The organism is Aureimonas glaciei (assembly GCF_014643375.1).
Lineage (GTDB): Bacteria > Pseudomonadota > Alphaproteobacteria > Rhizobiales > Rhizobiaceae > Plantimonas > Plantimonas glaciei.
The window spans coordinates 222,336-247,774 of the sequence record NZ_BMJJ01000002.1 but is presented as its reverse complement, the minus strand read 5'-3'; the positions used below and the strand labels follow the sequence as shown (position 1 = coordinate 247,774).

Here is a 25,439-nt window from a genome sequence, read left to right as displayed (position 1 = left end):
TATTGGCTGGATCCGGCGACCGGGGCTGGCCGACAGGAATGGCATCAGGAGAAATTTGATGAAAATGGACAGGCTGTTGCTGGCATCGGTCGGCTTGCTGGCCGGCATGGCCGGCGCGCGGGCGGCGGATGCCGTCGTCATGGTCGAGCCGGAGCCGGTCGACTTCGTCCGGGTCTGCGACGTCTACGGCACCGGCTATTTTTTCATCCCCGGCACGGAAACCTGCCTGAGGATCGGCGGCTATGTCCGCATGCGGCTGAACGCCAACAGCCAGGAATATACCAGGGCCAGCGATCTCGATGGCCCTGAAGACTATGCCTTCGCCTCGAAGGTGAGGGTCCGGCTGGAATTCGACACGCGCGAGGACACCGAACTCGGCACCCTTCGGGCGAAGGCGCGCGTCCAGTCGACCAATACCGGCAGCAGCAGCAGCGGCTATACGATGGACGAGGGGTTCATCCAGCTGGGCGGCCTGACCATCGGCCATCTCGACAGCGCCTGGACCTACAATGACGGCGGCATCGAAGACGGACTGCTGGTCGACGACGATTCCGACTTCGCGGCAGGCGACATCAACGCCAACCGCATTTCCTACACGGCGTCGGCTGGCGGCTTCTCCGCCGTCCTCTCGCTCGAGGACGACGGCGACGGCGACATCCGGCCGGACGCCATCGGCAAGCTCACCTACAAGGGCGATTGGGGCGGCGCCTATGTCATGGGCGTCTACGATGAGGACGCGCAGACCGAGGTGAACCGGCGGCGCGGCGTCGATCCGCTGGGAGACGATGCCGTCTACAGCTTCGGCAAGAATGGGGTCGACGGCGAGGACGGGGCGGTGGTCGTCAAGGCCGCGCTGCTCCTCAGCGATCCCTTCGCCCCCAAATCCAGCCTCAAGGTCGAGGGACATTACGCCTTCGATCCCAGCATCTATGCCGTCGTCGGCGACCTCGGCCAATCCAGCATCTTCGGCAGCAATGATTTCAACCAGACGGGTGCGACCGGCACCAATGGCGGCAATCTCACCCTCTCGAGCGAATGGCAGATCGGCGCGGCCTACAAGCAGGGCTTCGGCAAGATCTCGGCGACGCTGGCGGGACTCTACGGCGAGACCTTCGACCTCGACGCCTCCTCTCCCGGCTTCAGCTACGGCCAGATCGGCTCGATCGAGTACTGGGGCACGGTCGGCGAGGTCGGCTATGCCGTCACCAAAAACTTCTCGGTCCTTGGCCAGGTCTCCTATGTCGACCTCGAGCTCCCCTCCGCCATCGACGACTTCGATCAGACGCGCGGCTTCGTCGAGTTCAAGCGCACGTTCTGACGCGGCCACGGGGCGGCGTCGAGCAATCCCCGCGGCGCGAGGGGGCCGTCCGGCATGGCAGGGGGGCGAGCATGCCGCCCCTGCCGGAGCCCGTCAGGCGCGGCCGTCGATCTTGCCGGCCACCGTCTCGATCGCCGTGGCGACCTCGTTCATGTGCGCCACGAAGCGGCGCTCGTCGGCCGCGACGCGGCGCAGCGCCTCGTCGCGGTCACGGAAGGCCGCGGCGATCTCGGCCTCGAGGCCGGCGATCCGGCGGCGCTGCTCGCTCAGTTCGTCCGTCGCCATGATCGCCGCCATCACCACGAGGCGCTGATCGCCGATTTCGCCGAAACTCTTGCGCAGCTCGTTGACCCGCCCGTCGACCTCGGCGGCCAGACTGGCGAGGTGGTCCTCCTCGCCCTCGGCGCAGGCCATGCGAAACGTCTTGCCGTCGATCGTCACCACCACCTGGGGCATGGGTCTCAGCCTTCCTGCCGACGTTCGAGGACGGTGCGGATCGTCTCCATGGCGCCGACCAGGCGGCGGGAAACCTCGCGGTTGGCGTGTTCGAGGCGCTCGGACTTGGCCAGCGCCGTATCGAGCTCGCCCGCGAGCCGTCCGCGGTCGGCCGTCATGCGCTGCACCTGCTCCTCGGCCTCCCGGACGATGCTTTCGCGCTCCAGCTGGCCGTCCACGGCCTTATCGAGACGCTCGAGCGCCTGCTGGAGACGAAGCGACACCGCGTCGAGCGGATTATCTGCAGGCATGGTCAGGCATTCCCCCGGGCTCGCGGCCCAGTCTAAGCAACGATCGCAAGTATGGAAATTCCTGCGGCATTCGAACCCCCGTTGCAACCGGCAAAGCGCGGCGGCACCCACGGCGCGGTGGATAGCCCGCCCGGCTCCCGCAAGTCCCGGCAAGGACCCCGCCTCTACCGGACCTCATCGATCACATCGACGTGACCTCATTGTGGCTGGCGATGAAGCAAACGCGTCGCCGCGGCTTTACCTCAAGGGGAAAACCGGTAAGAACACGGGCGACGTCACGCAGATCTTGCACCGCAAGCTCTCGGTTCGACCGCCGGCGCCGCGCGCGCCGCGATGGTCCGGACGCCCGTGACTCATGGTGGGCCGGATCCCTCAGGAGGTACCAGGAATGACAGTTCGCGTCGCAATCAACGGATTTGGCCGCATCGGCCGCAACGTCCTCCGCGCCATCATCGAGTCGGGCCGCACCGACATCGAGGTCGTCGCCATCAACGATCTCGGCCCGGTCGAGACCAACGCCCATCTCATCCGCTTCGATTCCGTCCATGGCCGCTTTCCCGGCACGGTGACGGTCGACGGCAACACGATCGACGTTGGCCGCGGCCCGATCCGCGTCACCGCCGAGCGGGACCCGAAGAACCTGCCCTGGGCCGAGCTGAACGTCGACATCGCGATGGAGTGCACCGGCATCTTCACCGATGCGTCGAAGGCCGCCGCCCATCTCGAGGCCGGCGCCAAGAAGGTGCTGATCTCCGGCCCGCTGAGCGGCACGCCCGGGACCGAGAAGACCATCGTCTACGGCGTCAACCACGACACGCTGACCGCGGCCGACCGGATCGTCTCCAACGCCTCCTGCACGACCAACTGCCTCGCGCCGGTCGCCAAGGTCCTGCATGACGGGATCGGCATCGACAAGGGCTTCATGACGACGATCCATTCCTACACCGGCGACCAGCCGACGCTCGACACCATGCACAAGGATCTCTACCGCGGCCGCGCCGCCGCGCTGTCGATGATCCCGACCTCGACCGGCGCCGCCAAGGCCGTCGCGCTCGTGCTGCCGGAGCTGAAGGGCCGTCTCGACGGCGTCGCCATCCGCGTGCCGACCCCGAACGTCTCGGTCGTCGACTTCAAGTTCGTGCCGAAGCGCGCCACTACCGTCGAGGAAGTGCAGGAACTGATCCGCACTGCCGCGAACGGCGCGATGAAGAACATCCTCGGCTTCACCGACGCGCCGAACGTCTCCCACGACTTCAACCACGATCCGCATTCCTCGGTCTTCCACATGGACCAGACCAAGGTGATGGACGGCACCTTCGTGCGCATCCTCTCCTGGTACGACAACGAGTGGGGCTTCTCCAACCGCATGTCGGACACCGCCGTGGCGATGGCCAAGGTCGGCTGAGACGCGTCACGCGCCAGACCGCGCGTCCAGTTCCCGCAGTCCTGACAGCGCCCGGACCGATTTCCGGGCGCTGTCGTTTCCACCGCAGCCGCGGCCCGCACCCTGCCCAGGTGACCCGGGACCAGCCAGGATCGTTGCCTTGCTAAGGGCACAGGCCCCTGCTGCAATGCTCCCACCGGGCCGTCGAGGCAGGCTCGCCACCCTCGAGACGCAGCAAGGTCGCTCGTAGATGTATGAATCCATGTATCTCGCCATTCTCGTCGGAACGGTGCTGGTGCTGGTTGCTGCCTTCTCGAGTCTCCTGGCCCTGCGCTTCGGCGCTCCCCTTCTCTTGCTCTTCCTGTCGATCGGCCTGCTCGCCGGCGTCGACGGGCTCGGCCTCTCCTTCGACAATGCCCCGCTCGCCTATTTCATCGGCTCGATCGCGCTGTCGGTGATCCTGTTCGACTCGGGCTTCGGCACGTCGCTGGCTTCTTTCCGGCAGGCCGCCCTGCCCGCGCTGACGTTGGCGACGCTCGGCGTGCCGATCACGGCCGTGCTGTTTGGCACCGCCGCCTGGTATCTCCTGGACATTTCGTGGCTGCAGGGGGTGCTGCTCGGCTCGATCGTCGGCTCGACCGATGCGGCGGCGGTGTTCTTCCTCCTGCGCATCGGCGGCATCAACATCCGCGACCGCGTCCGCTCGACGCTGGAAGTCGAATCGGGATCGAACGATCCGATGGCGATCTTCATGACCATCGCGCTGGTCGAGATCATCGCGGCCGGCGGCGACGTCGACGATATCGGCCTCGGCGTGCTCGGCCTGTTCATCAAGCAGATGGGGCTCGGCCTGATCCTCGGCCTCGCCGGCGGCTGGATGATCCGCTTCCTCGTCAACCGGCTGAAGCTCGAGCGCGGGCTGACGCCGATCTTCACCCTCGCTCTGTCGCTGCTGGTCTTTTCGGTCACCGGCGCGATCGACGGGTCGGGCTTCCTCGCCGTCTACGTCGCGGGCCTCTATGCCGGCAACAGCCGCATCCGCTCGCACGCCTCGCTGAAGCAGTTCCAGGACGGCATGACCTGGCTCGCCCAGATCATCATGTTCCTGGTGCTCGGCCTGCTGGCGACGCCCTCGCAGTTCGGCGAGATCGCGCTGCCGGCGCTCGGCCTTGCCGCTTTTCTGATCTTCATCGCCCGGCCCGCGGCGGTCTGGCTGTCGATGCTGCCCTTCGACTTCAATCCGCGCGAGACCGCCTTCATCTCCTGGGTCGGCCTGCGCGGCGCGGTGTCGATCCTCTTGGCTATCCTGCCGCTGCTCGGCGGCATCGACGGCGACCACCTGCTGTTCAACGTCGCCTTCATCATCGTGCTGGCGTCGCTGATGGTGCAGGGCTGGACGATCGGCTTCCTCGCCAACAGGCTCGGGCTGATCGTGCCGAAGCGCATCGGGCCGGTGGAGAAGGTCGAGCTCGAACTGCCGGGCACCGCCTCGCACGAGCTCCTCTCCTACCGCGTCGTCCCCGACAGCCCGGTGGCGCGCGGCGAGCGGGTGCCGCGCTGGGCAAGGCCAGCGCTGGTGATCCGCGACGGCAAGTCGATGCGCTACCAGTATGCCGGGCCGCTGCGGGCCGGCGATTACGTCTACCTGTTCATCGCGCCGCGCTATCCCCGCCTGCTCGACCGCCTGTTCGCCAGCACCGTGCCCTTCGAGCCGGACGACGCCGATTTCTTCGGCGAGTTCACCATCGATCCATCGAAGCCGGCAAAAGTCCTGGATGCGGCCTACGGCATCGGCCTTGCCGACGACATCGGCGACGTCACCATCGCCGAGCTGATGACCACGCGTCTCGGCGGACGGGCGGAATATGGCGATCGGGTCGGCCTCGGACCGGTCGAACTGATCGTGCGCGACACCGATGACAACGGCCTGATCACCAGCGCCGGCCTGTCGCTCGAGCCCGAAGGCGGCCGGACCAACATCCCGCTGTTTCTCAACATCCGCGACATCGTCAAGCTGGCCAGAGCGCATCTGGAAAAGCGGCGCCTGCGCAAGGCCGGCAAGCTCGAGCAGCGGGGCGACAGGGCCGAGGCGCGCAACGTGCTGATGGGCACCACCGGCAGCGACGATCTCGCCGCGCCGCTGATGGACCCGTCCGATTCCGATGTCGCCGCGCCGGCCAAGGCTCAGTCGCCCTCGTCCTCGTAGCCGACGAGGTGCAGCGGCCGGGCCGGCAGGCCGCGGAGCGCGCACCAGCGCACCAGCGCCTCCTCGCGGCCATGCGTGACCCAGACCTCGGACGGCCCGAGCTCGGCGATCGTCTCCGTCAGCTCGTCCCAGTCGCCATGGTCGGAAATGATCAGCGGCAACTCGACGCCGCGCTGACGGGCGCGCTGGCGCACCTGCATCCAGCCCGAGGCGAAGCAGGCGAGCGGATCGGGAAAGCGCCGCGCCCATTTGTCGGCGAAGGCGGACGGCGTGCCGACGATCACCGCGCCGGCGAAGACGCCCTTGTCGCCGCCCTCGACCGTCGCCGGCCGGAGGTCGCCGAGGTCGATGCCTTGCGTCTGGTAGTAGTCGCAGAGCTTCTTCAGGGCACCGTGGATGTAGATCGGCCGGTCGTAGCCCTCGTCGCGCAGGAGCTTGATGACGCGCTGCGCCTTGCCCAGCGCATAGGCGCCGACGAGATGGGCGCGTTCGGGAAACTGCTCGGTCGAGCGGATCAGCCGGATGATCTCCGCCTGTCCCGTGGGGTGGCGGAAGACCGGCAGGCCGAAGGTCGCCTCGGTGATGAAGACATCGCAGGGCACCGGCTCGAAGCCGGCGCAGGTCGGGTCTGAACTGCGCTTGTAGTCGCCCGAGGCGACGATCCTCAGCCCGCCCTTCTCCACCGCGATCTGCGCCGAGCCCAGCACATGGCCGGCCGGATGGAAGGAGACGGTGACGCCGGCGATGTCGAGCCGCTCGCCGATGACGGCGACCTGACGCGTCTCACAAAAATCCTCGCCGTAGCGGATGGCCATGATGTCCAGCGTCTCGGCCGTCGCCATGACGGCCGTATTGCCGGGGCGGGCATGGTCGGCATGGCCGTGCGTGATCAGCGCCCGCGCCACCGGCTTCACCGGATCGATGTGGAAATCGCCGGGCGGGCAGTAGAGGCCTTCGGGCGTCGGGCGGAGGAGATCTTCGGGGCGCAGCATCGGCAGGGAGATAGGTGCGGAAGGCCGGGAGACCAGCATCCCATCCCGGGGGCCGGTGAGCTCGGCGGCGTGGTCGGGGACCTTTGGGCGGCGGACGATATCGCCGACCGATTGTCCGCCGGCCAGGAACGAACCCGCCCGGCACCGGCTTTGCCATTTCGAACAAGGAGAGACATGTCATGACCGACACCAATCGCCGTACCTTCCTGGCCGGGGCTGCCCTGACCGCGACCGCCGCCGCCACCCTCGGCGCGAGCAAGGGTGCCGCCGCGCAGTCCAGCCCGCCCGTCACCGCCCCGACGACACCGGCCGCGGGTGCCTATCCCAAGCCGCCTTATCCCACCGACATGCAGCCCTGGCCGGGCCTGGCGTCGAAGATGAACCCGCGTCCCGATCATGGCGAGACGAGCTACAAGGGTTCCGGCCGGCTGGCGGGCAAGAAGGCCCTTATCACCGGCGGCGACAGCGGCATCGGCCGTGCCGCCGCCATCGCCTATGCGCGGGAGGGCGCGGACGTCGCCATCAACTACCTGCCCGTGGAGGAGCCCGATGCCCGCGAGGTCATCGCCCTGATCGAGGCGGAAGGCCGCAAGGCCGTCGCGATCCCCGGCGACCTTCGCGACGAGGCCTTCTGCCAAAGCCTCGTCGACCAGGCGGCGGACCAGCTCGGCGGCCTGGACATCCTCGTCAACAATGCGGCCCGCCAGCAGACCCGCCCGGACATCGCCTCCATCTCGTCGCAGGACCTCGACGACACGATGAAGACCAATGTCTACGCGCCGTTCTGGCTGACCAAGGCCGCCGTCGCCCGGATGCAGGCGGGCGCGGTGATCGTCAACACCTCGTCCGAGCAGGCCGGGAGCCCGTCGGCCGACCTCATCGACTATGCGATGACGCGCGCAGCGGTGCTCAACTTCGCCAAGGGCATGGCCAAGCAGCTGGCGCCGAAGGGCATCCGCGTCAACGCCGTGGCGCCCGGCCCGTTCTGGACGCCCCTGCAGATCAGCGGCGGCGCGACGGTGGAGAAGCTGCGCACTTTCGGCAGCGACGGGCCGCTCGGGCGCGCCGGCCAGCCGGCCGAAATCGCCGGGCTCTACGTCGCGGCGGCCGACCCCCTGCTGAGCTTCTCGACCGGACAGATCTTTGGCGCCACGGGCGGCAACGGACAGCCGGCATGACGCGGCAGGCTTGAAGGCGCCCGCCGATTCACCGGAAGAAACTGTCAGGAGGCCGTCCCGAGGGGCGGCCTTCTGTACTCGGGTTAAGCCTGAGCCTTCGACCACGCGAGGCCTGCCGAGAGCGCCGGGCGCCTCTGGCCTGCCGGCGCCGGCAACAGCCGGAGGTCGCCAGCAGCTCCAGCGGCTCAATCGAGCCGGGCGAGCCCCAACGACAGGGCGACGAGGAGAAGGACGCCGAGCAGCACCAGCGCTCCGACCAACACGGACAGCAGGGCGCGGCCGAAGGCCCAGTGCCGGCGCGTGGCGCGGTCGATCGCGAACCACTCCGTGAGCACCGCCAGATACCAGACGAGGCCGCCGAGGAAGATCGCACAGCCCAGCCAGAACGCCGTCTCGCTGCGGCCATGGCCGGCCGTCATGGCGAGGTCGAGCGACAGGATGAAGGGCGCGGCAATCAGGCACTGGCTGTAGAAGGGCGGCCGCAGGCTGGTCCGCGTCAATCTCTGGCCGGGCGCGCGGACCGCCTGCACCGCCAGGAGAAGCGGCAGCAGGCTGAAGGAGACGGCTCGGAAGATCAGGAGATTGCGCGGGTCGGCGAAGATGCCGCCGAGCGCCACGGTCTTGGAGGAGAAGCCGAGGTCGATGCCGTGGGCGATGACGATGGTCAGGAACAGGAAGATCGGCGGACTGAGCCCGTCCGCGAACTGCTCCTGCGGCGGCTGGGCCAGTTCGCTCTGCACCTCTTCCATCATCCTCAGGGGATGGCGCAGGCAGCGCCAGAGGGTCAGCGGGTAGAACACCAGCCAGGAGACGACCTCGTAGAGGAGGGCCTCGACCGATTTCAGAAGATTCATAAAGTCCATGGGAACTCCGGTCTGGCCCGACAGGCTACAGGCCACGGCGGCCAACCTCCAGACCATCTCGCGCCTGTCCCGTGCGGATGTCGCCCGCGGCGGCACACATTGCCGCTACCGGCGCGGCAATGCGCAGGGGACTCCTCTCTGCAGTCCGGTAGCCCCGCCGCGAAGATTTGCCGCTTGAGTGCCGACCTTTTCGGGCGCATATCCCGGCTTCCTCGGAGCCCCTGACATGACCCTCTCCTCGTCCGGCGAAGCGCTCGCCGATCGCCGTGCCGACTACGCCTTGCAGCTGTCGGGCGCGGGCGATTTCGGCGCGGCGGCGGACCTGATGCGGCAGGCACTGGATCTGGCGCCGCTCTGGGTCGCCGGCTGGGTGGCGGTCGGCGGCTATCTCGAAAAGGCCGGCGCCGTCGAGGCGGCGATCCTGGCCTATGGCAAGGCGCTGACAATCGACCCTGGCGACCGCGAGGGCGCCGGGCTGAAGCTCGCCGCGCTGGGTGCCGCCCCGATGCCGCAGACCATGCCGGCGGCCTTCGTCCGCGGCCTGTTCGACCAGTATGCCGAGCGCTTCGAGACCGCGCTCGTCGACCGCCTCGGCTACCGCGTGCCCGAGCAGCTTTTCGCCGCGCTGCAGACGGTCGCCGGGCCCGGGCGTCGGTTTGCCCGCGCGCTCGATCTCGGCTGCGGCACGGGACTGATGGGCGAGCAGCTGCGGCCCGTCGCCGATGTCCTCAACGGTGTCGACCTCTCGCCCGGCATGCTGCACAAGGCGCGGCGCAAGAAGATCTACGACAGCCTCGCCGAGGCCGACATCACCGCGCTGGCGCCGGCGCCGCAGGCTTTCGACCTCGTCACCGCCGCAGACGTGCTGAACTATGTCGGCGACCTCCGGGCGATCCTCCTCTCCGTCGCCACCATGCTGGCCCCAGGCGGGCTGTTTGCGCTGTCGCTGGAGGCGCATGACGGCGACGAGCCGTATTTGCTTCTGCCCTCCCTGCGCTTCGCCCACCGGCTCGATGCGGCCTGCAGGCTCGGCACCGAGGCCGGGTTCACCCTCGGCCACCAGTCGCGCGTCATGCTGCGCCGGGATCGCGGCATTCCGCTGGACGGGTTTCTGCTGGTGTTTGAACGAGGTGCTTTGGGGGCGGTCTGAGGAGTTTTCGCGGGCGCGAGATTTGCCCCCCTTGGCACGAGGCACCCCCCTCTGGCCTGCCGGCCATCTCCCCCTCAAGGGGGGAGATCAGGCGCGTCGATGGGGCGGCTTTATCGCCAGCCGGTCGAGCACGCATCGATGTCAAAGCCTGGCCGACCTCCCCCCTTGAGGGGGAGATGTCCGGCAGGACAGAGGGGGGCGGCGTAGAGCGCGGCGGGTAAATCTGCGCAACAATCCTGATCGGCTCCCCTCGCCCCGATCACAACAAAGCCCTCTCTGGCTCGCGAAGCCGGGCTCGGCTATCGTCTTCGCACCTGCAGCACGACGCCCCGAGAACGAAGAGATCCTGGAAATGGCCGACGAGACGATCGCCCGCAAGCGCCTGCGCGGCTTCGGCAACTGGCAGGCGACCGCGACGCGGCACACGCCCCTGGAGGACGCGCAGGGCCTCTTCACCGGCACCGTGCTGACCGCGCTCGGCATCGCCATCCTCGCCCATCTCGGCTTCCTCACCGGCGGAACGGCGGGGCTCGCCTTCATCCTGCACTATGCGACGGGGGTGAATTTCGGCCTGCTGTTCTTCGTCGTGAACCTCCCCTTCTACTTCCTCGCCATCCGCCGCATGGGCCTCGCCTTCACCGTCAAGACCTTCATCGCCGTCGCACTGCTCTCGCTCCTGACCGCCGTTCAGCCCGCCCTCTTCGCCTTCGGCACGGTCGACCGCACCACCGGCGCCGTGCTCGGCGGCCTCCTGATGGGCTTTGGCCTGCTCGCCCTGTTCCGCCACCGCACCAGCCTCGGCGGCGTCGGCATCCTAGCGCTCTACCTGCAGGACCGTTTTCGCTGGCGCGCCGGGATCACCCAGCTCGCCATCGACCTCTCTGTCCTCGCCCTCTCCTTCACCGTCGCCGATCCCACGTCCATCGCCTTTTCCATCCTCGGCGTCGTCGTCCTGAACCTGTTCCTCGCCATCAACCACCGGGCGGACCGCTATATCGCGATGTGAGCGTCCTTGGCGGCAGGGCCAGCGCGCCTTACTTCAGGCAGGTGCAGCTCGCCCCCGACCCCGACCCGTCCGACCTCGCGGCCCTGCCGGCGCCCTTCCGTGACTGGTTCGCCGCAAAAGGCTGGGCGCCGCGGCCGCATCAGATGGATCTTCTCGCCCGGGCCGAGGCCGGGGCGTCGGTGCTCCTGATCGCGCCGACGGGCGCGGGCAAGACGCTGGCCGGCTTCCTCCCCGCGCTGGTCGACCTCACCCGGCGCGGACGGGTGAAGCCGGGGACGCGGCCGCGCGGCATCCACACGCTCTACATCTCGCCGCTGAAGGCACTCGCCACCGACATCGAGCGCAATCTCTCCGCCCCCGTCGCCGAGATCGGCATCAAGGTGACGCTGGAGACGCGCACCGGCGACACCAGCCAGGCCAAACGCCAGCGCCAGAAGCTGAAACCGCCGGACATCCTTTTGACGACGCCCGAGCAGCTGGCGCTGCTGATCGCAAGCAAGGACGCCCGCACCTTCTTTTCGGACCTGCGCTACGTCGTCTTCGACGAGCTGCACTCGCTGGTGACGTCAAAGCGCGGGCAGCTCCTGGCGCTGGGGCTCGCCCGGCTGCGCCAGCTGCAGCCCGATCTGCAGACGATCGGCCTGTCGGCAACGGTGTCGGAGCCGGACGACCTGCGGGAATGGCTGGTCGGCCAAAGGCTAGGCGCCTCGCCGCTCGCCGATCTCATCACGGTGGCCGGCGGCGCCAAGCCCGATATCGCGATCCTGCAGTCGAAGGAGCGCGTGCCCTGGCAGGGGCACACGGCGCGCTACGCCATGCCCGAGGTCTACGAGGCGATCCAGGCGCACAAGATGACGCTGCTCTTCGTCAACACCCGCAATCAGGCCGAGCGGCTTTTCCAGGAGCTGTGGCAGATCAACGAGGAGACGCTGCCGATCGCGTTGCATCACGGCTCGCTCGACGTCCAGCAGCGGCGCAAGGTCGAGGCGGCGATGGCGGCGGGAAAGCTGCGCGCCGTGGTCGCCACCTCGACGCTCGATCTCGGCATCGACTGGGGCGATGTCGACCTCGTCGTCCATATCGGCGCGCCGAAGGGCGCCTCGCGCCTCGCCCAGCGCATCGGCCGCTCCAACCACCGCATGGACGAGCCGTCGAAGGCGATCCTGGTGCCGGCCAACCGTTTCGAGGTGATGGAGTGCCAGGCGGCCCTCGACGCCAACTATCTCGGCGACCAGGACACGCCCCCCTTACGCAACGGCGGGCTCGACGTACTCGCCCAACACGTGCTCGGCATGGCCTGCGCCGAGCCCTTCCGCGCCGACGACCTCTATGCCGAGATCACCTCGGCCGCGCCCTATCGCGGCCTCGATCGCGCGACCTTCGACCGCGTCGTCGATTTCGTCGCCACCGGCGGCTATTCGCTGCGCGTCTACGAGCGCTACGCCAAGATCGTCCTCACCGAGGACGGCACCTGGCGCATCAGCCATCCGCGCATCGCGCAGCAGTACCGGATGAATGCCGGCACGATTATCGAGGCGGAATCGCTGACCGTCCGGCTGATCCGGCGCAAGACGCCCGCGGCGATGGCACGCGGCGGCTCGGTCCTCGGCAAGATCGAGGAGGGTTTTTTGGAGATGCTGCGGCCCGGCGACACGTTTCTCTTCGCCGGCCTGGTGCTGCGCTTCGAGGGCATCGTGGAAAACACCTGTCTCGTCACCAAGACCGTGTCGGAGGATCCGCAGGTGCCCTCCTATGCCGGCGCGAAATTCCCGCTGACCACCTATCTCGCCGAGCAGGTGCGCGACATCCTCGCCGATCCCGCGCGCTGGGGCTCGCTGCCGCCGCAGGTCGGCGACTGGCTGGCGATCCAGCAGCGCAAGTCGATCATCCCGCGCGCCGACCAGCTGCTGATCGAGACTTTTCCGGCGGGAAAACGCTTCTTCATGGTCGCCTACTGCTTCGAGGGACGGGCCGCGCACCAGACGCTCGGCATGCTCCTCACCCGCCGGCTGGAGCGGGCGCGGGCCAAACCTCTCGGCTTCGTCGCCACCGACTACGCGCTGTCGGTCTGGGGCCTTGGCGATCTCGGCGCGATGATCAAGGACGGGTCGCTGTCGCTCGACGGGCTGTTCGACGAGGACATGCTGGGCGACGACCTCGACGCCTGGATGGCGGACTCCTACCTCCTGAAGCGCACGTTCCGGCAGTGCGCCGTGATCGCCGGGCTGATCGACCGGCGCCATCCCGGCCAGGAGAAGACCGGCCGCCAAGTGACGGTCTCCGCCGACCTCGTCTACGACGTGCTGCGCGCGCACGAGCCCGACCACATCCTGATGCAGGCGACCTGGGCGGACGCGGCCTCGGGCCTCCTCGACGTCCAGCGCGTCTCCGACCTCCTCGCGCGCATCAAACACCACATCGTCCACCAGGATCTACCCGAGATCTCGCCGCTCGCCGTGCCGATCATGTTGGAGATCGGTCGCGAGAGCATCGTTGGCGAGGCGCGCGACGAGCTCCTGTCGATCGCGGCCGAGGCACAGCTGATCGAGCAGGCGCTGAGCTGAAAAAACTTCGCCGCAGCGCGTAGGGAAAGTCCGCGAGCTGCGTATCACGGTCAGGAAGCCGAAGACGGCATCCGATCCTGACCGTGGAGCCCCGTCGATGACCCGCCTTTGCCTCGCCACCACGCTTGCCACCCTTGCCGCCCTGTCCATCGGGGCCGGCACGGCTGCGGCAGGCCCTCTCCAGGGCCGACTGCTGCAGCACCTCGATACCAATCAGGACGGCGGCGTCGACCGCGGCGAGTTCGAGACGGCGATGGCCAATCGCTTCGTCCGGCTCGATGCCAACCGCGACGGCGCCCTCGACAGCGACGAGATCGAGATCGCGCGCGAGCGCGTCGCCCGCCGCCTCGACGCGGCGATGACCGTGGCCGAGAACCGCATGGAAAAGCGCGATGCGAACGGCGACGGCAAGATCTCGCGCGCCGAGTTCGTGCGCGTACCGGCCCTGTTCGATCTCGCCGACAAGGACCGCGACGGCCGGCTCGACAAGGACGAGCTTGCGGCCGCCCGGGACGCCTTCGGCAGCCGCTGACCGAAGCGGCCGCTTTCTCTCGACCCACCACCTGGAGCCCTCCAATGAAGCCGCATCTTGCCGCATGGGCCGCCGCCGGCGGATTTCTGGCCCTGCTTTCCCTGCCCGCCAGCGCCGCGGACCGCGTCTATCTCGGACCGCATGGCGGCAGCTATGCCGTCTCCTCCGGCTGCGTGGCGGGCGTCATCGACCGCTGCTACCGGCGCGTCACCGCCACCGGACCGGAAGGCCGCAGCTATGTCGCCGCCCGTACCGTGCTGGTCCGGCCGGCGCCGGTGCGACGGGTCGGCGTCGTCCATGTCCGGGGCGGCCCCACCGTGGTTCGCACCACACGCTGGTTCCGCTAGTCTCGGCCGGGCAGGCCGCCTTTTCGAGCCGATGACGTTCGGCCCTCCTGCGACGCGCGAGCGAGAGATGCCGGACGATTCCAGCAACCGAAACGGGCCGGGCAGTGTCGGCGGGAACCACCCCCTTCCCGCCCGCACGGTCCCCGTCCGGCCCGCGGCACCCGAAGCCTCGGCGGTTCGCCGCATGGCCGCCGGCGACCAGGGTGCCCTGGCGCAGCTCGTCTCCCGCTACGGAGGCGGGCTGCGCAGCTTTTGCCAGCGCTCTCTGGACAACGCTGCGGACGCGGAGGAAGTGGTGCAGGACGTTTTCTTTCAGGCCTGGCGCGAGGCCGGGCGCTATCGACCGGAGGCGGCCAGCGTGTCGACCTGGCTCTACGGGATCGCCGTCAGCCGCTGCATCGACCGCCGCCGCCGCCGCGCCTTCCGCGCCTTTGTCGGACTCGGGCTGCGCGAGGAGGAGTTGCCGAGCGAGGCCCCCGACGCCTTGCGGCAGACCGAGAGCCGGGATGCGCTGGAGCGGACCCGGGCCGCGATCGCCGCCCTGCCGGCGCGCCAGCGTATGGCCCTGCTCTTGACCGCCTCCGGCGATCTCGACAATGCCGGGGCGGCGGCGGCCCTGGGAATCGGCGTGGGCGCCCTCGAACAATTGCTGGTGCGGGCCCGCCGGACCTTGCGCGAGCGCCTCGACCCACCCGTCCCCCGATCAGGAGCATGATGATGGACGCCCAGAGTTTCGACGATCTTCTGCTGCGCCATGGTCCGGACATCGACGCCTGGCCGGAGCAGCATCGGTCGGCGGCGCTTCGCCTCGTCGCGGAGGACCAGGCGGTGCACGCCCGGCTGGCGGCCGATCGGCGTATCGCCGACCTCGTCAGCAGCGCCGTGACCGTTCCCGCGCACGAAACCGCGATCCTCCTCGGCGTCATCCGGGCAGCCGCCGCAGCCAAGCGCCGGTCCCGCGCCGCGCAATGGGGCGAGCAGCTGGATGCCTGGGCCGGCCGCTGGCTCGCACCGGCCACGCTCGCCGGGACCGCGCTCGGATGGGCGCTTCTCGCCATGGCCGGCGGCTACGGCCTCGCGCCCGACGAGGCCGCGGGGACCGACGCCCTCTTCGTCGCCATAGCGGAGGGTCGCGGGATTGCCGATGCGGCCTTCCCGGGCGAGGCGGCCCTGCCGCCGGAGGGCCTCTAGCCATGCGCCGATGGCTCGTCCCGCTTCTTGCGGTTGCCCTGCTGCTGTCGCTGACGGCCAATTTCGTCGGCGCGGGCTACGCTCTCAAGACCTGGCGTGCCGAGGCAGCGGCCATGTCCTTCGTCACCGGCGCCCTCGGAGGCTATTCGCCGCCGCTTCGAAAGGCGATGCGCGCCGCGTTCGTCGCCGACCGGCGCGCGCTTCTGGCGGCGCTGCGCGAGTTGCGCGACGCGCGCCAGGCCATGCGGGCGGCGCTGGAGGCCAGGCCCTTCGATGCCGCGGCCGCCGAGACCGCGATGCAGACCGTCGATGCCAAGACGACGGCGCTGCAGCAGCGCGTTCACGCCGCCATGCTGGCCGCAGCGAAGGCCACGCCCTGAGCGGCGCCCTCCCGCAGAAGGGCGGCGCTCCTCAGTGTGCCGTCAGCGCGTCCATGGCGCCGGGCTTGCCCTGGACGGAGAGACGGTCGACGAGCGTCTCGCTGGCGGCGTTGAGGCCGATCACCTCGGCCGCGACGCCGCGCCGCTGGAATTTCAGCACCACCTTGTCGAGGGCGCCGACGCCGGTGAGGTCCCAGATATGGGCGGCCGACACGTCGATGACGACGCGCTCCAGCTTCTCCGAAAAGTCGAAGGCGGCGATGAATTCCTGCGCCGAGGCGAAGAAGACCTGACCCTCGACACGGTAGGTCCGCGCCCGGCCGTCTTCCGACAGAGAGGAGGAAATGGCGAAGATCTGCGCGATCTTCGAGGCGAAGAACAGGCCGGACAGGAGCACGCCGACGAAGACGCCAATGGCGAGGTTGTGCGTCCACACGACGATGATCACGGTCGCCAGCATCACCACCGAGGAACGGCGGGGATGGGTGACCACATTGCGGATCGAGCCCCAGTCGAAGGTGCCGATCGAGACCATGATCATCACCGCGACGAGGGCGGCCATCGGAATGATGGCGACGAGGTCGCCGAGGCCGACGATCAGGATCAAGAGGAAAACGCCGGCGGCAAAGCAGGACAGCCGGCCGCGACCGCCCGAGCGGACATTGATGCCGGACTGGCCGATCATCGCGCAGCCGGCCATGCCGCCGAAGAAGCCGGTGACGAAATTGCCGATGCCCTGGCCGACGCATTCGCGATTCTTGTCCGACGGGGTGTCGGTGAGGTCGTCGACGACGGCGGCCGTCATCAGCGATTCCAGGAGGCCGACCAGCGCGATGCCGGCGGAATAGGGCAGGATGATCATCAACGTGTCGAGGGTGAAGGGCACGTCCGGCAGAAGGAAGCTCGGCAGGGTCGAGGGCAGCGCGCCCATGTCGCCGACGGTGCGCACGTCGATCTGCAGGAGGACCGCCGCAATGGTGACGACGACGATGGCGACCAGCGGCGACGGCACCGCTTTGGTGACGAGCGGCAGCCCGTAGATGATGGCGAGCGCCACGGCGACGAGGACGTAGGTCATCCCCGGCACGCCGATCAGCTCCGGCAGCTGCGCCAGGAAGATCAGGATGGCGAGGGCGTTGACGAAGCCGGTCATCACCGAGCGTGAGACGAAGCGCATGAGATTGCCGAGCCTGAGGACGCCCGCCAGCATCTGCAGGAGGCCCGCGAGGATGGTCGCGGCGAAGAGGTAGTTCAGCCCGTAATCGCGCACCAGCGTGACCATCAGCACGGCGGTCGCCGCGGTGGCCGCGGAGATCATGCCGGGGCGGCCGCCGAAGATGGCGGTGAGGACGGCGATGGAGAAGGAGGCGTAGAGGCCGACCTTCGGATCGACGCCGGCGATGATGGAAAAGGCGATGGCCTCGGGAATGAGGGCCAAAGCGACGACGAGGCCCGCGAGCAGGTCGCCCCGAATATTGCCGAGCCATTCGGCTTTCAGGTCGGTAGCATTGAACATCGAGACATCTGACATCTGGACGACGCGCGGACAGGCCTTGAGGCCGTGGCGGCGGAAGGGGTCGTCTAAAATGGGCCGGGGGATCGGCGCCCGGCATAGCCACCCGGCGAGGCGGGTCCATTGTGCCGGCAAGGCATCGCCGTTTCGGCACCAAATTGCAAGGCGACGCCGCGGTGGCCCCCCTCCCCCGCAGCCGAGGCGTCGGTCCTCACCTCGCGGCAGGTGGCCCGGCGGGTGTGACGTTTCCGCGATCTGCCGCCCTGGCCGCCGCGAAGGCCTTGCCTTTGCCGCCAAGCATGAGTCGATAGGGCCTGTGGCGAATCACACCAGGGACAGTCCGACAAAATGAATGCGGTGATGCGCCGGATGCGGCAGGCGGAGAGCGAGGGGCATGCGACGGCGCTGAACGGCGGCGCCATCGTCTGCGACCCCACGGGCGCCGTCTACTGCCCGGACGAGCGGCTGCTCATCGTCTCCGACCTGCATCTGGAAAAGGGCGCCGCTTTTGCGCGCCGCGGCATGATGATGCCGCCCTACGACACGGCGGCGACGCTGGCGCTGCTCGGCGCCGTCATCGGCCGCTACCAGCCGACGCGCGTCGTCTGCCTCGGCGACAGCTTTCACGACCGGCACGGGGCGGCCTTCATGCCCGCCGCCTATCGCGAGATCCTCGTCAAGCTGATGGCCGGCCGCGACTGGACCTGGATCGCCGGCAACCACGATCCCGAGCCGCCCGCCTTCGTCGGCGGCGAGATGCTCGGCGAGGTCGCGGTCGGCCCCTGGCTCTTCCGGCACGAGCCGAGAAACGGGCCATGTCCGGGCGAGGTGGCGGGCCACCTGCATCCCGTGGCGCGCGTCGCCGGCGGCGGTCGCAGCGTGCGTGGCGCCTGTTTCGCCACCGACGGCGAGCGCATGGTCATGCCATCCTTCGGCGTCACCACCGGCGGGCTCAACGTCCTCGACCGCGCCTTTCATGGCCTGTTCCGGGCAGAGCGCGCCATGGCCTATGTGATCGGCGTCACCCGCATCTATCCGATCGGCTTTCGCGCCCTCTGCCGCTGACGCCCGCGGTTTCGACGGGCTCCGCGCTCTCGCCGGATCAAAGCGTCGAGAGGGTCGCCGCGATCTCGCACAGGACGACGACCGCCGTCAGAACGAGGCGCAGCCGGCCGAACTCCGCCGGCAGCTGGCCGCGGCGGATGGCGGCGATGTCCCAGGCGCCCTGCGCCAGGAAGGCGAGGGCAAAGCCGGCAAAGCACCAGGGCGCCGGCACGAGGACGAGAATCCAGGCCATAATCGAGGGGACGACCGACAGCACCAGCGTGCCGCGCGTCCGGACGCCCGTCATCAGCGAGGCACCCCAGCGGATGCCGCCGAGGAAGGACAGGATCACCGCGCTATAGGCGGTGAAGGCCAGCACCAGCTTGTCGAAGGCGATGAAGTCGCGCCCGGCATAGATCAGCACCGCCGACAGAGCGACGAAGGGGATCAGCCCGCCGAGACCGAGGGCCCAGAGCGTGCGGTTATGCGCGAGCGGCTCGGTCGGCGCCTGGTCGGCCAGGTAAGGGGTCGCAGTGTCGGTCATGGTCAATCCCGCTTGAAGGCCAGCCTGCCGAACCAGCCGGTCACGATCGCCAGCGCAACCGCGAAGACACCGTACAGAAAGCCGTGGCGTTCCGCGAGGTTCGAGACCGTGGTCTCGAAACCCGACTTGACGACGCGCAGCGGCACGTTGCGCTCGCGCAGGAAAACGCCGTTGCGAAACAGCAAGGCGCGCGCGGTGTGGATCCCCACCGGCAGGTCCGCCGGCAGAACCAGATCGGCGCGGAACAGGGTCGTGCTGACGAATTCGATGCTGCCGAAGGACTGCTGATACAGCCCGCGTTCGATCCGGATGCGCCGCATGGCGTTGGCGTATTCGTCGCGGTTGGGCGCCACGGTCTCGGCATCGCGGCCGAGATCGGTGCGCAGGCTCTCGATTCCGACCGACAGCTGGTCGAGCAGCTTTTGCGGCGCGATGTCGGTCAGGCGCCGGGTCGAGGCCAGCGTGTAGGAGGCCGGGGCGCTGTTGAACGTCTCCGACCCCCTGTTGACCCACAGGCCGAGCACCCGCTCCTTCTCGCGCACGACGAGCGGCGTCTTCGGGCCTTCCAGGACGACGACGATGTCGTAGCCGCCCTGGCGCAGGATGCGCCCGTCGGCATTGTCCAGCGCGCCGAAGACGACGAGGCGGGCGCCGCTGAAATTGGAGGCGATGACGATCTGCTCGGTCGACAGGCCAATCTCGAAGGTCTCGTTCAGCCCCGGCGTCGCCTCGCTCGGCGCCGGCATCGCCTGCGCCGTCGTCGCCTGGGCCGTCCTCGTCGGCTCGTCGGCCGCGGTCGTGGCGGCAGGCAGCAGCAGCCCCAGCGCTGCCAAAGCGAGCGCCGGCGCCCTCACTTGGCCTCTCCGCTCGGCAGGCTGATCGAATAGATGTCGCTGGGATAGACCACCAGTTCGACGCCGAGGCGGATGCAGACCGCCAGCACCAGCAGGGCCAGGAGTGCCCGCAGCTGCTCGCCGCGCAGCTTGCGTCCCGCCTGCGCCCCGAACTGTGCGCCGACCACACCGCCGATCATCAGGAGGAAGGCCAGGACGACGTCGACCGTCGTGTTCGTCGCCGCCTGCATGACGGTCGAGATCGCGGCGGTGAAGATGATCTGGAACAGCGAGGTGCCGATGACGACGCTGGTCGGCACCCGCAAGAGATAGATCATCGCCGGCACCATGATGAAGCCGCCGCCGATGCCGAGCACCGCACCCAGGATGCCGATGATGAAGCCGAGGCCGAGGACCGGGATGACCGAGACATAGAGCTTGGAGCGCTGGAAGCGCATCTTCAGCGGCAGGCGGTGCACCCAGTTGTGCTGGCCATGGCGGCGCACCTCGCCCGAACCGCCGGCATGGACGCGGCGCATGGCGTTGAGGCTCTCGACCATCATCAGCACGCCGACCGAGCCGAGCAGCAGGACGTAGAGGATGGAAATGACGAGATCCAGCTGACCGAGCCGCCTGAGCAGCGTGAACAGCATGACGCCGAGGACCGAGCCGACCGCGCCGCCGGCCAGGAGCATGAATCCCAGCTTCAGATCGATCGTGCCGCGCTTGTAATGCGCGAGGGCCCCCGAAAAGGAGGCGGCGATGACCTGGTTGCCGCCGGTCGCCACGGCCACGGCGGGGGGGATGTTGTAGAAGATCAGGAGCGGCGTGATCAGGAAGCCGCCGCCGACCCCGAACATGCCGGAGAGAAAGCCCACGGCCGCTCCCATGCCGATGATGACCAGCATGTTGACGGAGATTTCGGCAATCGGCAGGTAGAGATTCACGGCGGCCATCGTTCCCGGGTTCGGCGCGCTTGTCGCATGGCTGCGGCTGCCCGACCCGTCAAGGACCGACCTTCGACATGCCAAATCCGGCGCGCGCTTTCGGCACGGCCGGAATCTAGCAAGAAAGTCCTAAGAACTTTAACCGTTTCGGCGGGCCAGCAGCGCCCGGATCAGCGTCTCGTCGATCTTGCCGTTCGACGCCAGGCCCGCCTGCTTCTGGAAGGCGGCGATGGCGGCCGTGGTCTTGTCGCCGACGACGCCGTCCGGCGTGCCGGCGTCGTAGCCGAGCTTGCCGAGGATGGCCTGAATGTTGCGCACGGCCCGCGTCATGTCGACCGAGGCCGTCTGGTCGCTCCCCGGGCTGCTCCACTCCGGCGGGACTTCCACCGTGTTGGCGGAGCTCGCCACGTCCTTCGCCGTCCACTGGGCGATCGTGGCGTCGGTCGCCGTGCGCTGCTCCGGCGTCATCTGCTCGCCGATTTCCTTCTGCTTGGTTTCGGCATCCTTGTCGCCGGACTGGGCGACGATGCCGAACCACTTGTAGGACTGGGCGAGGTTCTGTTCGACCCCCGAGCCGCGGGCATAGAGGATGCCGAGATTGTACTGGCTGTCGCGCATGCCGTGATCGGCCGCCTGCTCGAACCAGGACGCGGCGGTCTCCGGCTCCGACTTGCCCTCGATGCCGGTCGCATAGAGCACCGCGAGATTGTGCATGGCGCGGATGTTGCCCTGACCGGCGGCCAAGAGATACCAGTCGCGGGCAGCGCCGGTATCGCGCGCGACGCCGTTGCCCTTCTCGTACAACGTGCCCAGGCTGTACTGCGCCGGGGCGAAGCCGCGCTTGGCGGACTGGGCGAACCAATCCAGCGCCGCGGCGGCGTTGGGCTGGCTGCCGCGGCCTTCGAGCAGGCGCAGCCCGACCTCGAAGAGAGCCTTCGGTTCGGCGGCCGCGGCGGCCGCGACGAGGGCCGGCGTGCCGATGTCGGCGGGCGCGGCCGGAATGCCGCCGGCGGCCGAAGCGGGAAGCTTGGCCGTGGCTCGGGCCAGGACCGCGGCGGCGTCGTCGGCCTTGGTCGTCGCGGGCGCCAGCGAGGCGGGGCCAGGCGCCGCGACGTCCGGCGCCTTCACCGCCAGCATGGTCGGTCCCGGCGAATCCTGGCCGGGAGAACGATCGAACAGGGCTTGCTGCCCGGTGGACGGAACGCCATCAGGCGTCCCGCTGCTTTCGGCGGCGGCCTGCGGCACGGGCGCAGAAGGCGCTGTAGCGGATGAAACGGGGGCGGGCGCGGAGACGGCGGGCGGCGTCTCTGCCTCGTCCACGGCGGCGATCTGCCGGGTGTCGGCAGTTTCCGGATTGGTTAGGAGGGCCTTGCCGATCGGCATCGCCGCCAGGGCGACGAGGACCGCGGTCACAGCCATCAGAATCGTCTTGCGGCGGCGCTGCAGCAGCGAGGACAGGCCCTCGCGGCCGGACTTGCCGGCGACCTGGGGGGAACGCAGGGTTTCCGCCTCGGCGACGGCGGCCTTGGCGGCGCGCCGTGCCGCTGCGCGGGTCTCGGCCTCGCCGGTGGTTTCGCTGCCACCCTCCATCTTGTTGCGCTGCTGCAGGCGCACGCGCTCGAGCAGCGCGCCGATGTCGGGCGCGCCGGAACCCGGCTCCAGCGGGCGGTTGGCCTCGCTGCTGTCGAGCATGGGGGCGGTGTCGAGCGCAGGCGCGTCAAGGCGCTCGCGCGTGCCGGTTTCGACCTTGGGCGTGCGCCGTTCGAGCACGGTCTGGTCGCCCAGGGTGGCGACCGGCTCCGCCGCGCCGCGCCCGGTCATGTGGCGGGCGATCACGGCCCTGAGGCCGCGCGGGCTCGCCGGTTCGCCAAGGCTGACCGGCTCGACCGCCGGTGCCACCGCGTCCGTGGTCGGGCGGGTGTCGCCGCGACCGCCCTTCGTCAGTTCCGTCTCGATCATTTCGAGCCGGTCGACGATCTTGCGCAGGGTCAGATGGACGGCGTCGAAGACCTGGTTCGAGCGGTCGCCGGTTTCGCGCGACAGGTGCTCGAGGGACCGCAGATTATCCGAAAGCTGGGCCACATGCTCGCTCTGGCGCTGGTCGCCGGCGGCCTGCATGCGGCGCGCGGTTTCGTCCGCGGCCTCGCGGGCGGCGGCAATCAGGGCTTCGCGATTCTCGTCGAGCCGCTGCTCGACGGCCGCCAGCCGCCGATCGAAATCGCTGTCGAAATCCTCGGACGACAGCGTTCCGGCGGTTGCCAGATGCTCCGACAGGCGGCTGATCTGGCTCTCCAGTGAGCGCATCATCTCGGTGTCGACGCGGGGCTGCTCGGCAGCCTCGAGCCTCAGCGCGAGGGCGGCGAGCCGCGCCTCGATCGCCGCCGTATCGACCTGCGGCCGCTCCCATTCGGCCGAGACCAATTCCAGCCGGTCGGCCAGGCCCGCGATGCGCTCCGACAGCTGGTCGGTCAGCGCATTGCTGGCCAGATCCTCCACCCGCTGCGACAGTTCGGCGATGCGCTTGGTCAAAGCCTGACTGTTGTCGTCGGCGGCGAAGCGGTCGACCCGCGCGGTGAGGGTCGCGATGCGGGCCTCGATGCGCTCGATCGGTGCCATGTCGATCGTCGGCGCCTGCAGGGTCGTCGCCACGATCGCCCGCGAAATCTCGTCGAGCCGCTCCTCGAGCGACAGGAAATGCTCCAGGTCGGCGTCGCCGCCGCGGCGCGCCAGCGACTCCACGCTGGTCGCCAGGATCTTGATGCGCTCTTCCAGCTGGCCGATGCCGAGGCTCGCGGGAAGGTCGGCAAGGCTCGATTCGATCCGCCCAATCCGCTCGGCCAGCCGCTGCACGCTCGATTCGATCTGCCGCGAATCCAGCCGCTCCTCCAGCGCGCCCCAGCGCTTCTCCACCGCCGGCGAGGGCGTGCTGTGCATGGCCTCGAGCTTCTCGCGCATGGTCTCCAACTCGTCGCGCAGAAGCTGGGACAGGGCGGCGCCGTCGGCGCCGGCCGAGGGGCCGTGATAGCGGGTCTCGAATTCCTCCCAGCGCTTCTCGACGGCCCTCACCTGGTCCTCGCTGGCGAGCGAGCCGAGCGATTCGCGCAAGCGTTCCAGTTCGTGCCTCAGGTCCCCGCGATGCTCATGGTCGGCTTCGACGTCGGGCCCAGCGTCGCGACCGGCCGCGCGCGTCGGGCGGTCGGCCGCCAAGGGCGCGGCCGGCGCGAGTTGCCCGCGCAGGTCCTCGAGGTCGGCCCTCAGGGTATTCAGCGTCGCGCGGTCGGCACCCTCGTCGGTCAGCCGGGCCAGGGCGACGGAGATCTCGCCCATGCGGGCGGCAATCGCTTCGCCCGGCGAGCCGGCGGTGATCATCTGGCGCAGGTCGTCGAAGGCTCGGTGGACGGCTTCGAAGCGCGAACCGTCATGGCCGCTCCGTTCGTCCTCGATCTGCCGGCGCAGGTTGCGCAACTCGTTGGAAACTTCGGCCATCAGCGCGTAGCTGCTGCCTTCGGCCCGCAGGGTGTCGACTTCGCCGACCAGGGTCTCGAAGCGCCGGCCCATCGCGCGGTCCTCCTCGGCCGGCCGCTTGCTTTCTTCGCGGGAGCGCGGCATCGGCGCCGGGGCGCGCTGCGGTTGGGGCTGATCGTCCAGCATCTGGCGCCGCATGACGATCTCAGACACCGCATCGGCCAGCGAGGGCCGACGCCGTTCGGCCCCGGGAGCACCGCGCGGGGACGCGGCCGCATGGGCCGCCGCGGCGAAAGCGGTCGAGGCAGGAGCGTTCTGCCGCGGCGCCGTGGTGGCGGCGGCGGGCGTCATTTTCGCCAGGCGGGCTTCCAGGAGTTCGAGCGATCGGTTCAGCGCGGCCAGGGAGGCGCTCTCGTTCTCGCCGCTGGGCACTGCCGGATACGACTTCGCCATCGTTAGGCTCCTCTCGCTCTGCCAGAGTGGCCGAGCCCCCCGCAGGAGTTGCGTTCCGCTTTTGCTGCGACCGACGTTGCGTCCCCGGGTTTAAACCCTTGGTTAGTGGTCGACATGTTCGTTTACCATATAGAAAGGCTGGCATGAGCGAGGCTGGATTTTCAGCTTGATGACGTGGCGTCTTGCTCGCGCCGCAATCGGCGGAGTATGTCAGGCCACACCCAACGATCCCGTGAGTTTCGACGCCGGCTTCGCGTTGCCGAGGGAAACTCTCCTATGGAATTCAAATGAATAAGCTCAATGACGCCGAATCCCTCGGGGAAGACGCGATTCCGTTCGACATCGATTTTCTTCTCGGTCAGACCGCTTCGTCCGCCACCGACAAGCAGGTATTCCGGATCGGCGATCTCGCCCGCGAATTCGCCGTCACGCTTCGAACGCTCCGCTTCTACGAAGATCGCGGCCTTCTGAACCCGGAGCGCCGCGGAACGACCCGGCTCTATTCGCGCCGCGACCGGGCCCGGCTGCGACTCATCCTCCTGGCCAAGACGCTCGGCTTCTCGCTGACCGAGGCCAAGCAGCTGATCGAGATCTACCACGAGCCGAACGGCAAGCGACGCCAGCTCGAGGTCGCGCTGCAGCGCTTCGAGGAGCAGCAGCAGGTGCTTCTGGACCAGAAGCGCGAACTCGACGCGTCGATCGAGGCGATGGGCGTTTCGATCAGTTTCGTCCGCGACCGACTCAATCTCTCAAAATCTTGATCGGGCCGGCAGCGCGCTGCGC

The 25,439-nt window shown here is 68.9% G+C and carries 23 protein-coding genes and 1 other annotated feature; of the genes, 14 read left to right on the top strand and 9 right to left on the bottom strand.

The window, feature by feature from the left end; genetic code table 11:
• Nucleotides 1-58: 58 nt before the first annotated feature.
• On the top strand, nucleotides 59-1,318 hold the full coding sequence (locus tag IEX88_RS05140) for a porin (RefSeq protein ID WP_188849505.1): 1,260 nt from the start codon (nucleotides 59-61) through the stop codon (nucleotides 1,316-1,318).
• A 93-nt stretch (nucleotides 1,319-1,411) separates the two neighbouring features.
• Here IEX88_RS05140 and IEX88_RS05135 read toward each other — a convergent pair whose 3' ends face one another.
• Both IEX88_RS05135 and IEX88_RS05130 read right to left on the bottom strand, forming a co-directional pair.
• Entirely contained in the window at nucleotides 1,412-1,774 is a 363-nt protein-coding gene (locus IEX88_RS05135) for a cell division protein ZapA (RefSeq protein ID WP_188849504.1), read from the bottom strand.
• A 5-nt stretch (nucleotides 1,775-1,779) separates the two neighbouring features.
• On the bottom strand, nucleotides 1,780-2,064 hold the full coding sequence (locus IEX88_RS05130; protein ID WP_188849503.1) for a DUF4164 domain-containing protein: 285 nt from the start codon (nucleotides 2,062-2,064) through the stop codon (nucleotides 1,780-1,782).
• Between the two features lie 388 nt (nucleotides 2,065-2,452).
• Here IEX88_RS05130 and gap point away from each other — a divergent pair, with 388 nt between their 5' ends.
• Together gap and IEX88_RS05120 are read left to right on the top strand one after the other, a co-directional pair.
• Nucleotides 2,453-3,469, top strand: a complete 1,017-nt coding sequence (gene gap, locus IEX88_RS05125) for a type I glyceraldehyde-3-phosphate dehydrogenase (RefSeq protein WP_188849502.1) — start codon at nucleotides 2,453-2,455, stop codon at nucleotides 3,467-3,469.
• 229 nt (nucleotides 3,470-3,698) lie between these two features.
• Entirely contained in the window at nucleotides 3,699-5,654 is a 1,956-nt protein-coding gene (locus tag IEX88_RS05120; RefSeq protein ID WP_188849501.1) for a potassium/proton antiporter, read from the top strand.
• Here the strand turns inward: IEX88_RS05120 and IEX88_RS05115 are convergent.
• Nucleotides 5,633-6,643, bottom strand: coding sequence for a ligase-associated DNA damage response exonuclease (locus IEX88_RS05115; RefSeq protein ID WP_188849820.1), 1,011 nt, complete (start codon nucleotides 6,641-6,643; stop codon nucleotides 5,633-5,635). The two genes, IEX88_RS05120 and IEX88_RS05115, sit on opposite strands and share 22 nt — an antisense overlap.
• Before the next feature lie 182 nt (nucleotides 6,644-6,825).
• Here IEX88_RS05115 and IEX88_RS05110 point away from each other — a divergent pair, with 182 nt between their 5' ends.
• Nucleotides 6,826-7,824: an SDR family oxidoreductase gene (locus IEX88_RS05110; protein WP_188849500.1), complete on the top strand. Its 999-nt coding sequence runs from the start codon at nucleotides 6,826-6,828 to the stop codon at nucleotides 7,822-7,824.
• Between the two features lie 185 nt (nucleotides 7,825-8,009).
• Here IEX88_RS05110 and IEX88_RS05105 read toward each other — a convergent pair whose 3' ends face one another.
• Nucleotides 8,010-8,687: an MFS transporter permease gene (locus IEX88_RS05105; protein ID WP_188849499.1), complete on the bottom strand. Its 678-nt coding sequence runs from the start codon at nucleotides 8,685-8,687 to the stop codon at nucleotides 8,010-8,012.
• 226 nt (nucleotides 8,688-8,913) lie between these two features.
• Between IEX88_RS05105 and IEX88_RS05100 the strand changes: the two genes are divergently transcribed.
• The 8 genes from IEX88_RS05100 to IEX88_RS05065 all read left to right on the top strand — a co-directional run bounded on the left by IEX88_RS05100 (nucleotide 8,914) and on the right by IEX88_RS05065 (nucleotide 15,857).
• Nucleotides 8,914-9,837, top strand: coding sequence for a class I SAM-dependent DNA methyltransferase (locus IEX88_RS05100; RefSeq protein ID WP_188849498.1), 924 nt, complete (start codon nucleotides 8,914-8,916; stop codon nucleotides 9,835-9,837).
• Between the two features lie 352 nt (nucleotides 9,838-10,189).
• Nucleotides 10,190-10,843, top strand: a complete 654-nt coding sequence (locus IEX88_RS05095) for a YitT family protein (RefSeq protein WP_188849497.1) — start codon at nucleotides 10,190-10,192, stop codon at nucleotides 10,841-10,843.
• Between the two features lie 41 nt (nucleotides 10,844-10,884).
• Entirely contained in the window at nucleotides 10,885-13,407 is a 2,523-nt protein-coding gene (locus IEX88_RS05090) for a ligase-associated DNA damage response DEXH box helicase (protein WP_188849496.1), read from the top strand.
• Nucleotides 13,408-13,504: 97 nt separating this feature from the next.
• Nucleotides 13,505-13,939, top strand: coding sequence for an EF-hand domain-containing protein (locus IEX88_RS05085; RefSeq protein ID WP_188849495.1), 435 nt, complete (start codon nucleotides 13,505-13,507; stop codon nucleotides 13,937-13,939).
• A 44-nt stretch (nucleotides 13,940-13,983) separates the two neighbouring features.
• The gene (locus IEX88_RS05080) at nucleotides 13,984-14,286 is read left to right on the top strand and encodes a hypothetical protein (protein WP_188849494.1); all 303 of its coding nucleotides are present in this window, start codon (nucleotides 13,984-13,986) and stop codon (nucleotides 14,284-14,286) included.
• Nucleotides 14,287-14,353: 67 nt separating this feature from the next.
• Nucleotides 14,354-15,001, top strand: coding sequence for an RNA polymerase sigma factor (locus IEX88_RS05075; protein WP_188849493.1), 648 nt, complete (start codon nucleotides 14,354-14,356; stop codon nucleotides 14,999-15,001).
• Between the two features lie 2 nt (nucleotides 15,002-15,003).
• Complete coding sequence (locus IEX88_RS05070) at nucleotides 15,004-15,477, top strand: hypothetical protein (protein ID WP_188849492.1); 474 nt, start codon at nucleotides 15,004-15,006, stop codon at nucleotides 15,475-15,477.
• Between the two features lie 2 nt (nucleotides 15,478-15,479).
• Nucleotides 15,480-15,857, top strand: a complete 378-nt coding sequence (locus tag IEX88_RS05065; protein ID WP_188849491.1) for a periplasmic heavy metal sensor — start codon at nucleotides 15,480-15,482, stop codon at nucleotides 15,855-15,857.
• 31 nt (nucleotides 15,858-15,888) lie between these two features.
• Here the strand turns inward: IEX88_RS05065 and IEX88_RS05060 are convergent, their stop codons facing one another.
• Nucleotides 15,889-17,373 (bottom strand): SulP family inorganic anion transporter, encoded by a 1,485-nt coding sequence (locus tag IEX88_RS05060; RefSeq protein WP_188849490.1) that lies wholly within the window; start codon nucleotides 17,371-17,373, stop codon nucleotides 15,889-15,891.
• Nucleotides 17,374-17,442: 69 nt separating this feature from the next.
• Nucleotides 17,443-17,495, bottom strand: a sequence feature (sul1 is cis-regulatory element that is thought to sense ions involved in sulfur or methionine metabolism; They are found in Alphaproteobacteria).
• Nucleotides 17,496-17,718: 223 nt separating this feature from the next.
• On the opposite strand from IEX88_RS05060, the gene pdeM reads away from it, so the two are divergent.
• The gene (pdeM, locus tag IEX88_RS05055) at nucleotides 17,719-18,435 is read left to right on the top strand and encodes a ligase-associated DNA damage response endonuclease PdeM (RefSeq protein ID WP_188849489.1); all 717 of its coding nucleotides are present in this window, start codon (nucleotides 17,719-17,721) and stop codon (nucleotides 18,433-18,435) included.
• A 37-nt stretch (nucleotides 18,436-18,472) separates the two neighbouring features.
• Here the strand turns inward: pdeM and IEX88_RS05050 are convergent, their stop codons facing one another.
• The 4 genes from IEX88_RS05050 to IEX88_RS05035 all read right to left on the bottom strand — a co-directional run bounded on the left by IEX88_RS05050 (nucleotide 18,473) and on the right by IEX88_RS05035 (nucleotide 24,656).
• A complete protein-coding gene (locus tag IEX88_RS05050; protein WP_188849488.1) occupies nucleotides 18,473-18,958 on the bottom strand; it encodes a DUF3429 domain-containing protein in 486 nt (161 codons plus the stop codon).
• Between the two features lie 2 nt (nucleotides 18,959-18,960).
• The gene (locus IEX88_RS05045) at nucleotides 18,961-19,704 is read right to left on the bottom strand and encodes a TIGR02186 family protein (protein ID WP_188849819.1); all 744 of its coding nucleotides are present in this window, start codon (nucleotides 19,702-19,704) and stop codon (nucleotides 18,961-18,963) included.
• 104 nt (nucleotides 19,705-19,808) lie between these two features.
• Nucleotides 19,809-20,738, bottom strand: a complete 930-nt coding sequence (locus tag IEX88_RS05040) for a sulfite exporter TauE/SafE family protein (RefSeq protein ID WP_188849818.1) — start codon at nucleotides 20,736-20,738, stop codon at nucleotides 19,809-19,811.
• A 138-nt stretch (nucleotides 20,739-20,876) separates the two neighbouring features.
• Nucleotides 20,877-24,656, bottom strand: coding sequence for a peptidoglycan-binding protein (locus tag IEX88_RS05035; protein ID WP_188849487.1), 3,780 nt, complete (start codon nucleotides 24,654-24,656; stop codon nucleotides 20,877-20,879).
• 287 nt (nucleotides 24,657-24,943) lie between these two features.
• On the opposite strand from IEX88_RS05035, the gene IEX88_RS05030 reads away from it, so the two are divergent.
• On the top strand, nucleotides 24,944-25,417 hold the full coding sequence (locus IEX88_RS05030) for a MerR family transcriptional regulator (RefSeq protein WP_188849486.1): 474 nt from the start codon (nucleotides 24,944-24,946) through the stop codon (nucleotides 25,415-25,417).
• Nucleotides 25,418-25,439: the final 22 nt, after the last annotated feature.

What these genes read in the sequence shown, in the direction of transcription:
- IEX88_RS05135 (WP_188849504.1), bottom strand. Translation starts at nt 1,774, where the DNA reads ATGCCCCAGGTGGTGGTGACGATCGACGGCAAGACGTTTCGCATGGCC.
- IEX88_RS05075 (WP_188849493.1), top strand. Translation starts at nt 14,354, where the DNA reads ATGCCGGACGATTCCAGCAACCGAAACGGGCCGGGCAGTGTCGGCGGG.
- IEX88_RS05085 (WP_188849495.1), top strand. Translation starts at nt 13,505, where the DNA reads ATGACCCGCCTTTGCCTCGCCACCACGCTTGCCACCCTTGCCGCCCTG.
- IEX88_RS05080 (WP_188849494.1), top strand. Translation starts at nt 13,984, where the DNA reads ATGAAGCCGCATCTTGCCGCATGGGCCGCCGCCGGCGGATTTCTGGCC.
- IEX88_RS05130 (WP_188849503.1), bottom strand. Translation starts at nt 2,064, where the DNA reads ATGCCTGCAGATAATCCGCTCGACGCGGTGTCGCTTCGTCTCCAGCAG.
- IEX88_RS05120 (WP_188849501.1), top strand. Translation starts at nt 3,699, where the DNA reads ATGTATGAATCCATGTATCTCGCCATTCTCGTCGGAACGGTGCTGGTG.
- IEX88_RS05060 (WP_188849490.1), bottom strand. Translation starts at nt 17,373, where the DNA reads ATGTTCAATGCTACCGACCTGAAAGCCGAATGGCTCGGCAATATTCGG.
- IEX88_RS05035 (WP_188849487.1), bottom strand. Translation starts at nt 24,656, where the DNA reads ATGGCGAAGTCGTATCCGGCAGTGCCCAGCGGCGAGAACGAGAGCGCC.
- pdeM (WP_188849489.1), top strand. Translation starts at nt 17,719, where the DNA reads ATGAATGCGGTGATGCGCCGGATGCGGCAGGCGGAGAGCGAGGGGCAT.
- IEX88_RS05110 (WP_188849500.1), top strand. Translation starts at nt 6,826, where the DNA reads ATGACCGACACCAATCGCCGTACCTTCCTGGCCGGGGCTGCCCTGACC.
- IEX88_RS05050 (WP_188849488.1), bottom strand. Translation starts at nt 18,958, where the DNA reads ATGACCGACACTGCGACCCCTTACCTGGCCGACCAGGCGCCGACCGAG.
- IEX88_RS05030 (WP_188849486.1), top strand. Translation starts at nt 24,944, where the DNA reads ATGAATAAGCTCAATGACGCCGAATCCCTCGGGGAAGACGCGATTCCG.
- IEX88_RS05105 (WP_188849499.1), bottom strand. Translation starts at nt 8,687, where the DNA reads ATGGACTTTATGAATCTTCTGAAATCGGTCGAGGCCCTCCTCTACGAG.
- IEX88_RS05065 (WP_188849491.1), top strand. Translation starts at nt 15,480, where the DNA reads ATGCGCCGATGGCTCGTCCCGCTTCTTGCGGTTGCCCTGCTGCTGTCG.
- IEX88_RS05100 (WP_188849498.1), top strand. Translation starts at nt 8,914, where the DNA reads ATGACCCTCTCCTCGTCCGGCGAAGCGCTCGCCGATCGCCGTGCCGAC.
- IEX88_RS05140 (WP_188849505.1), top strand. Translation starts at nt 59, where the DNA reads ATGAAAATGGACAGGCTGTTGCTGGCATCGGTCGGCTTGCTGGCCGGC.
- IEX88_RS05045 (WP_188849819.1), bottom strand. Translation starts at nt 19,704, where the DNA reads ATGCCGGCGCCGAGCGAGGCGACGCCGGGGCTGAACGAGACCTTCGAG.
- gap (WP_188849502.1), top strand. Translation starts at nt 2,453, where the DNA reads ATGACAGTTCGCGTCGCAATCAACGGATTTGGCCGCATCGGCCGCAAC.
- IEX88_RS05070 (WP_188849492.1), top strand. Translation starts at nt 15,004, where the DNA reads ATGGACGCCCAGAGTTTCGACGATCTTCTGCTGCGCCATGGTCCGGAC.
- IEX88_RS05095 (WP_188849497.1), top strand. Translation starts at nt 10,190, where the DNA reads ATGGCCGACGAGACGATCGCCCGCAAGCGCCTGCGCGGCTTCGGCAAC.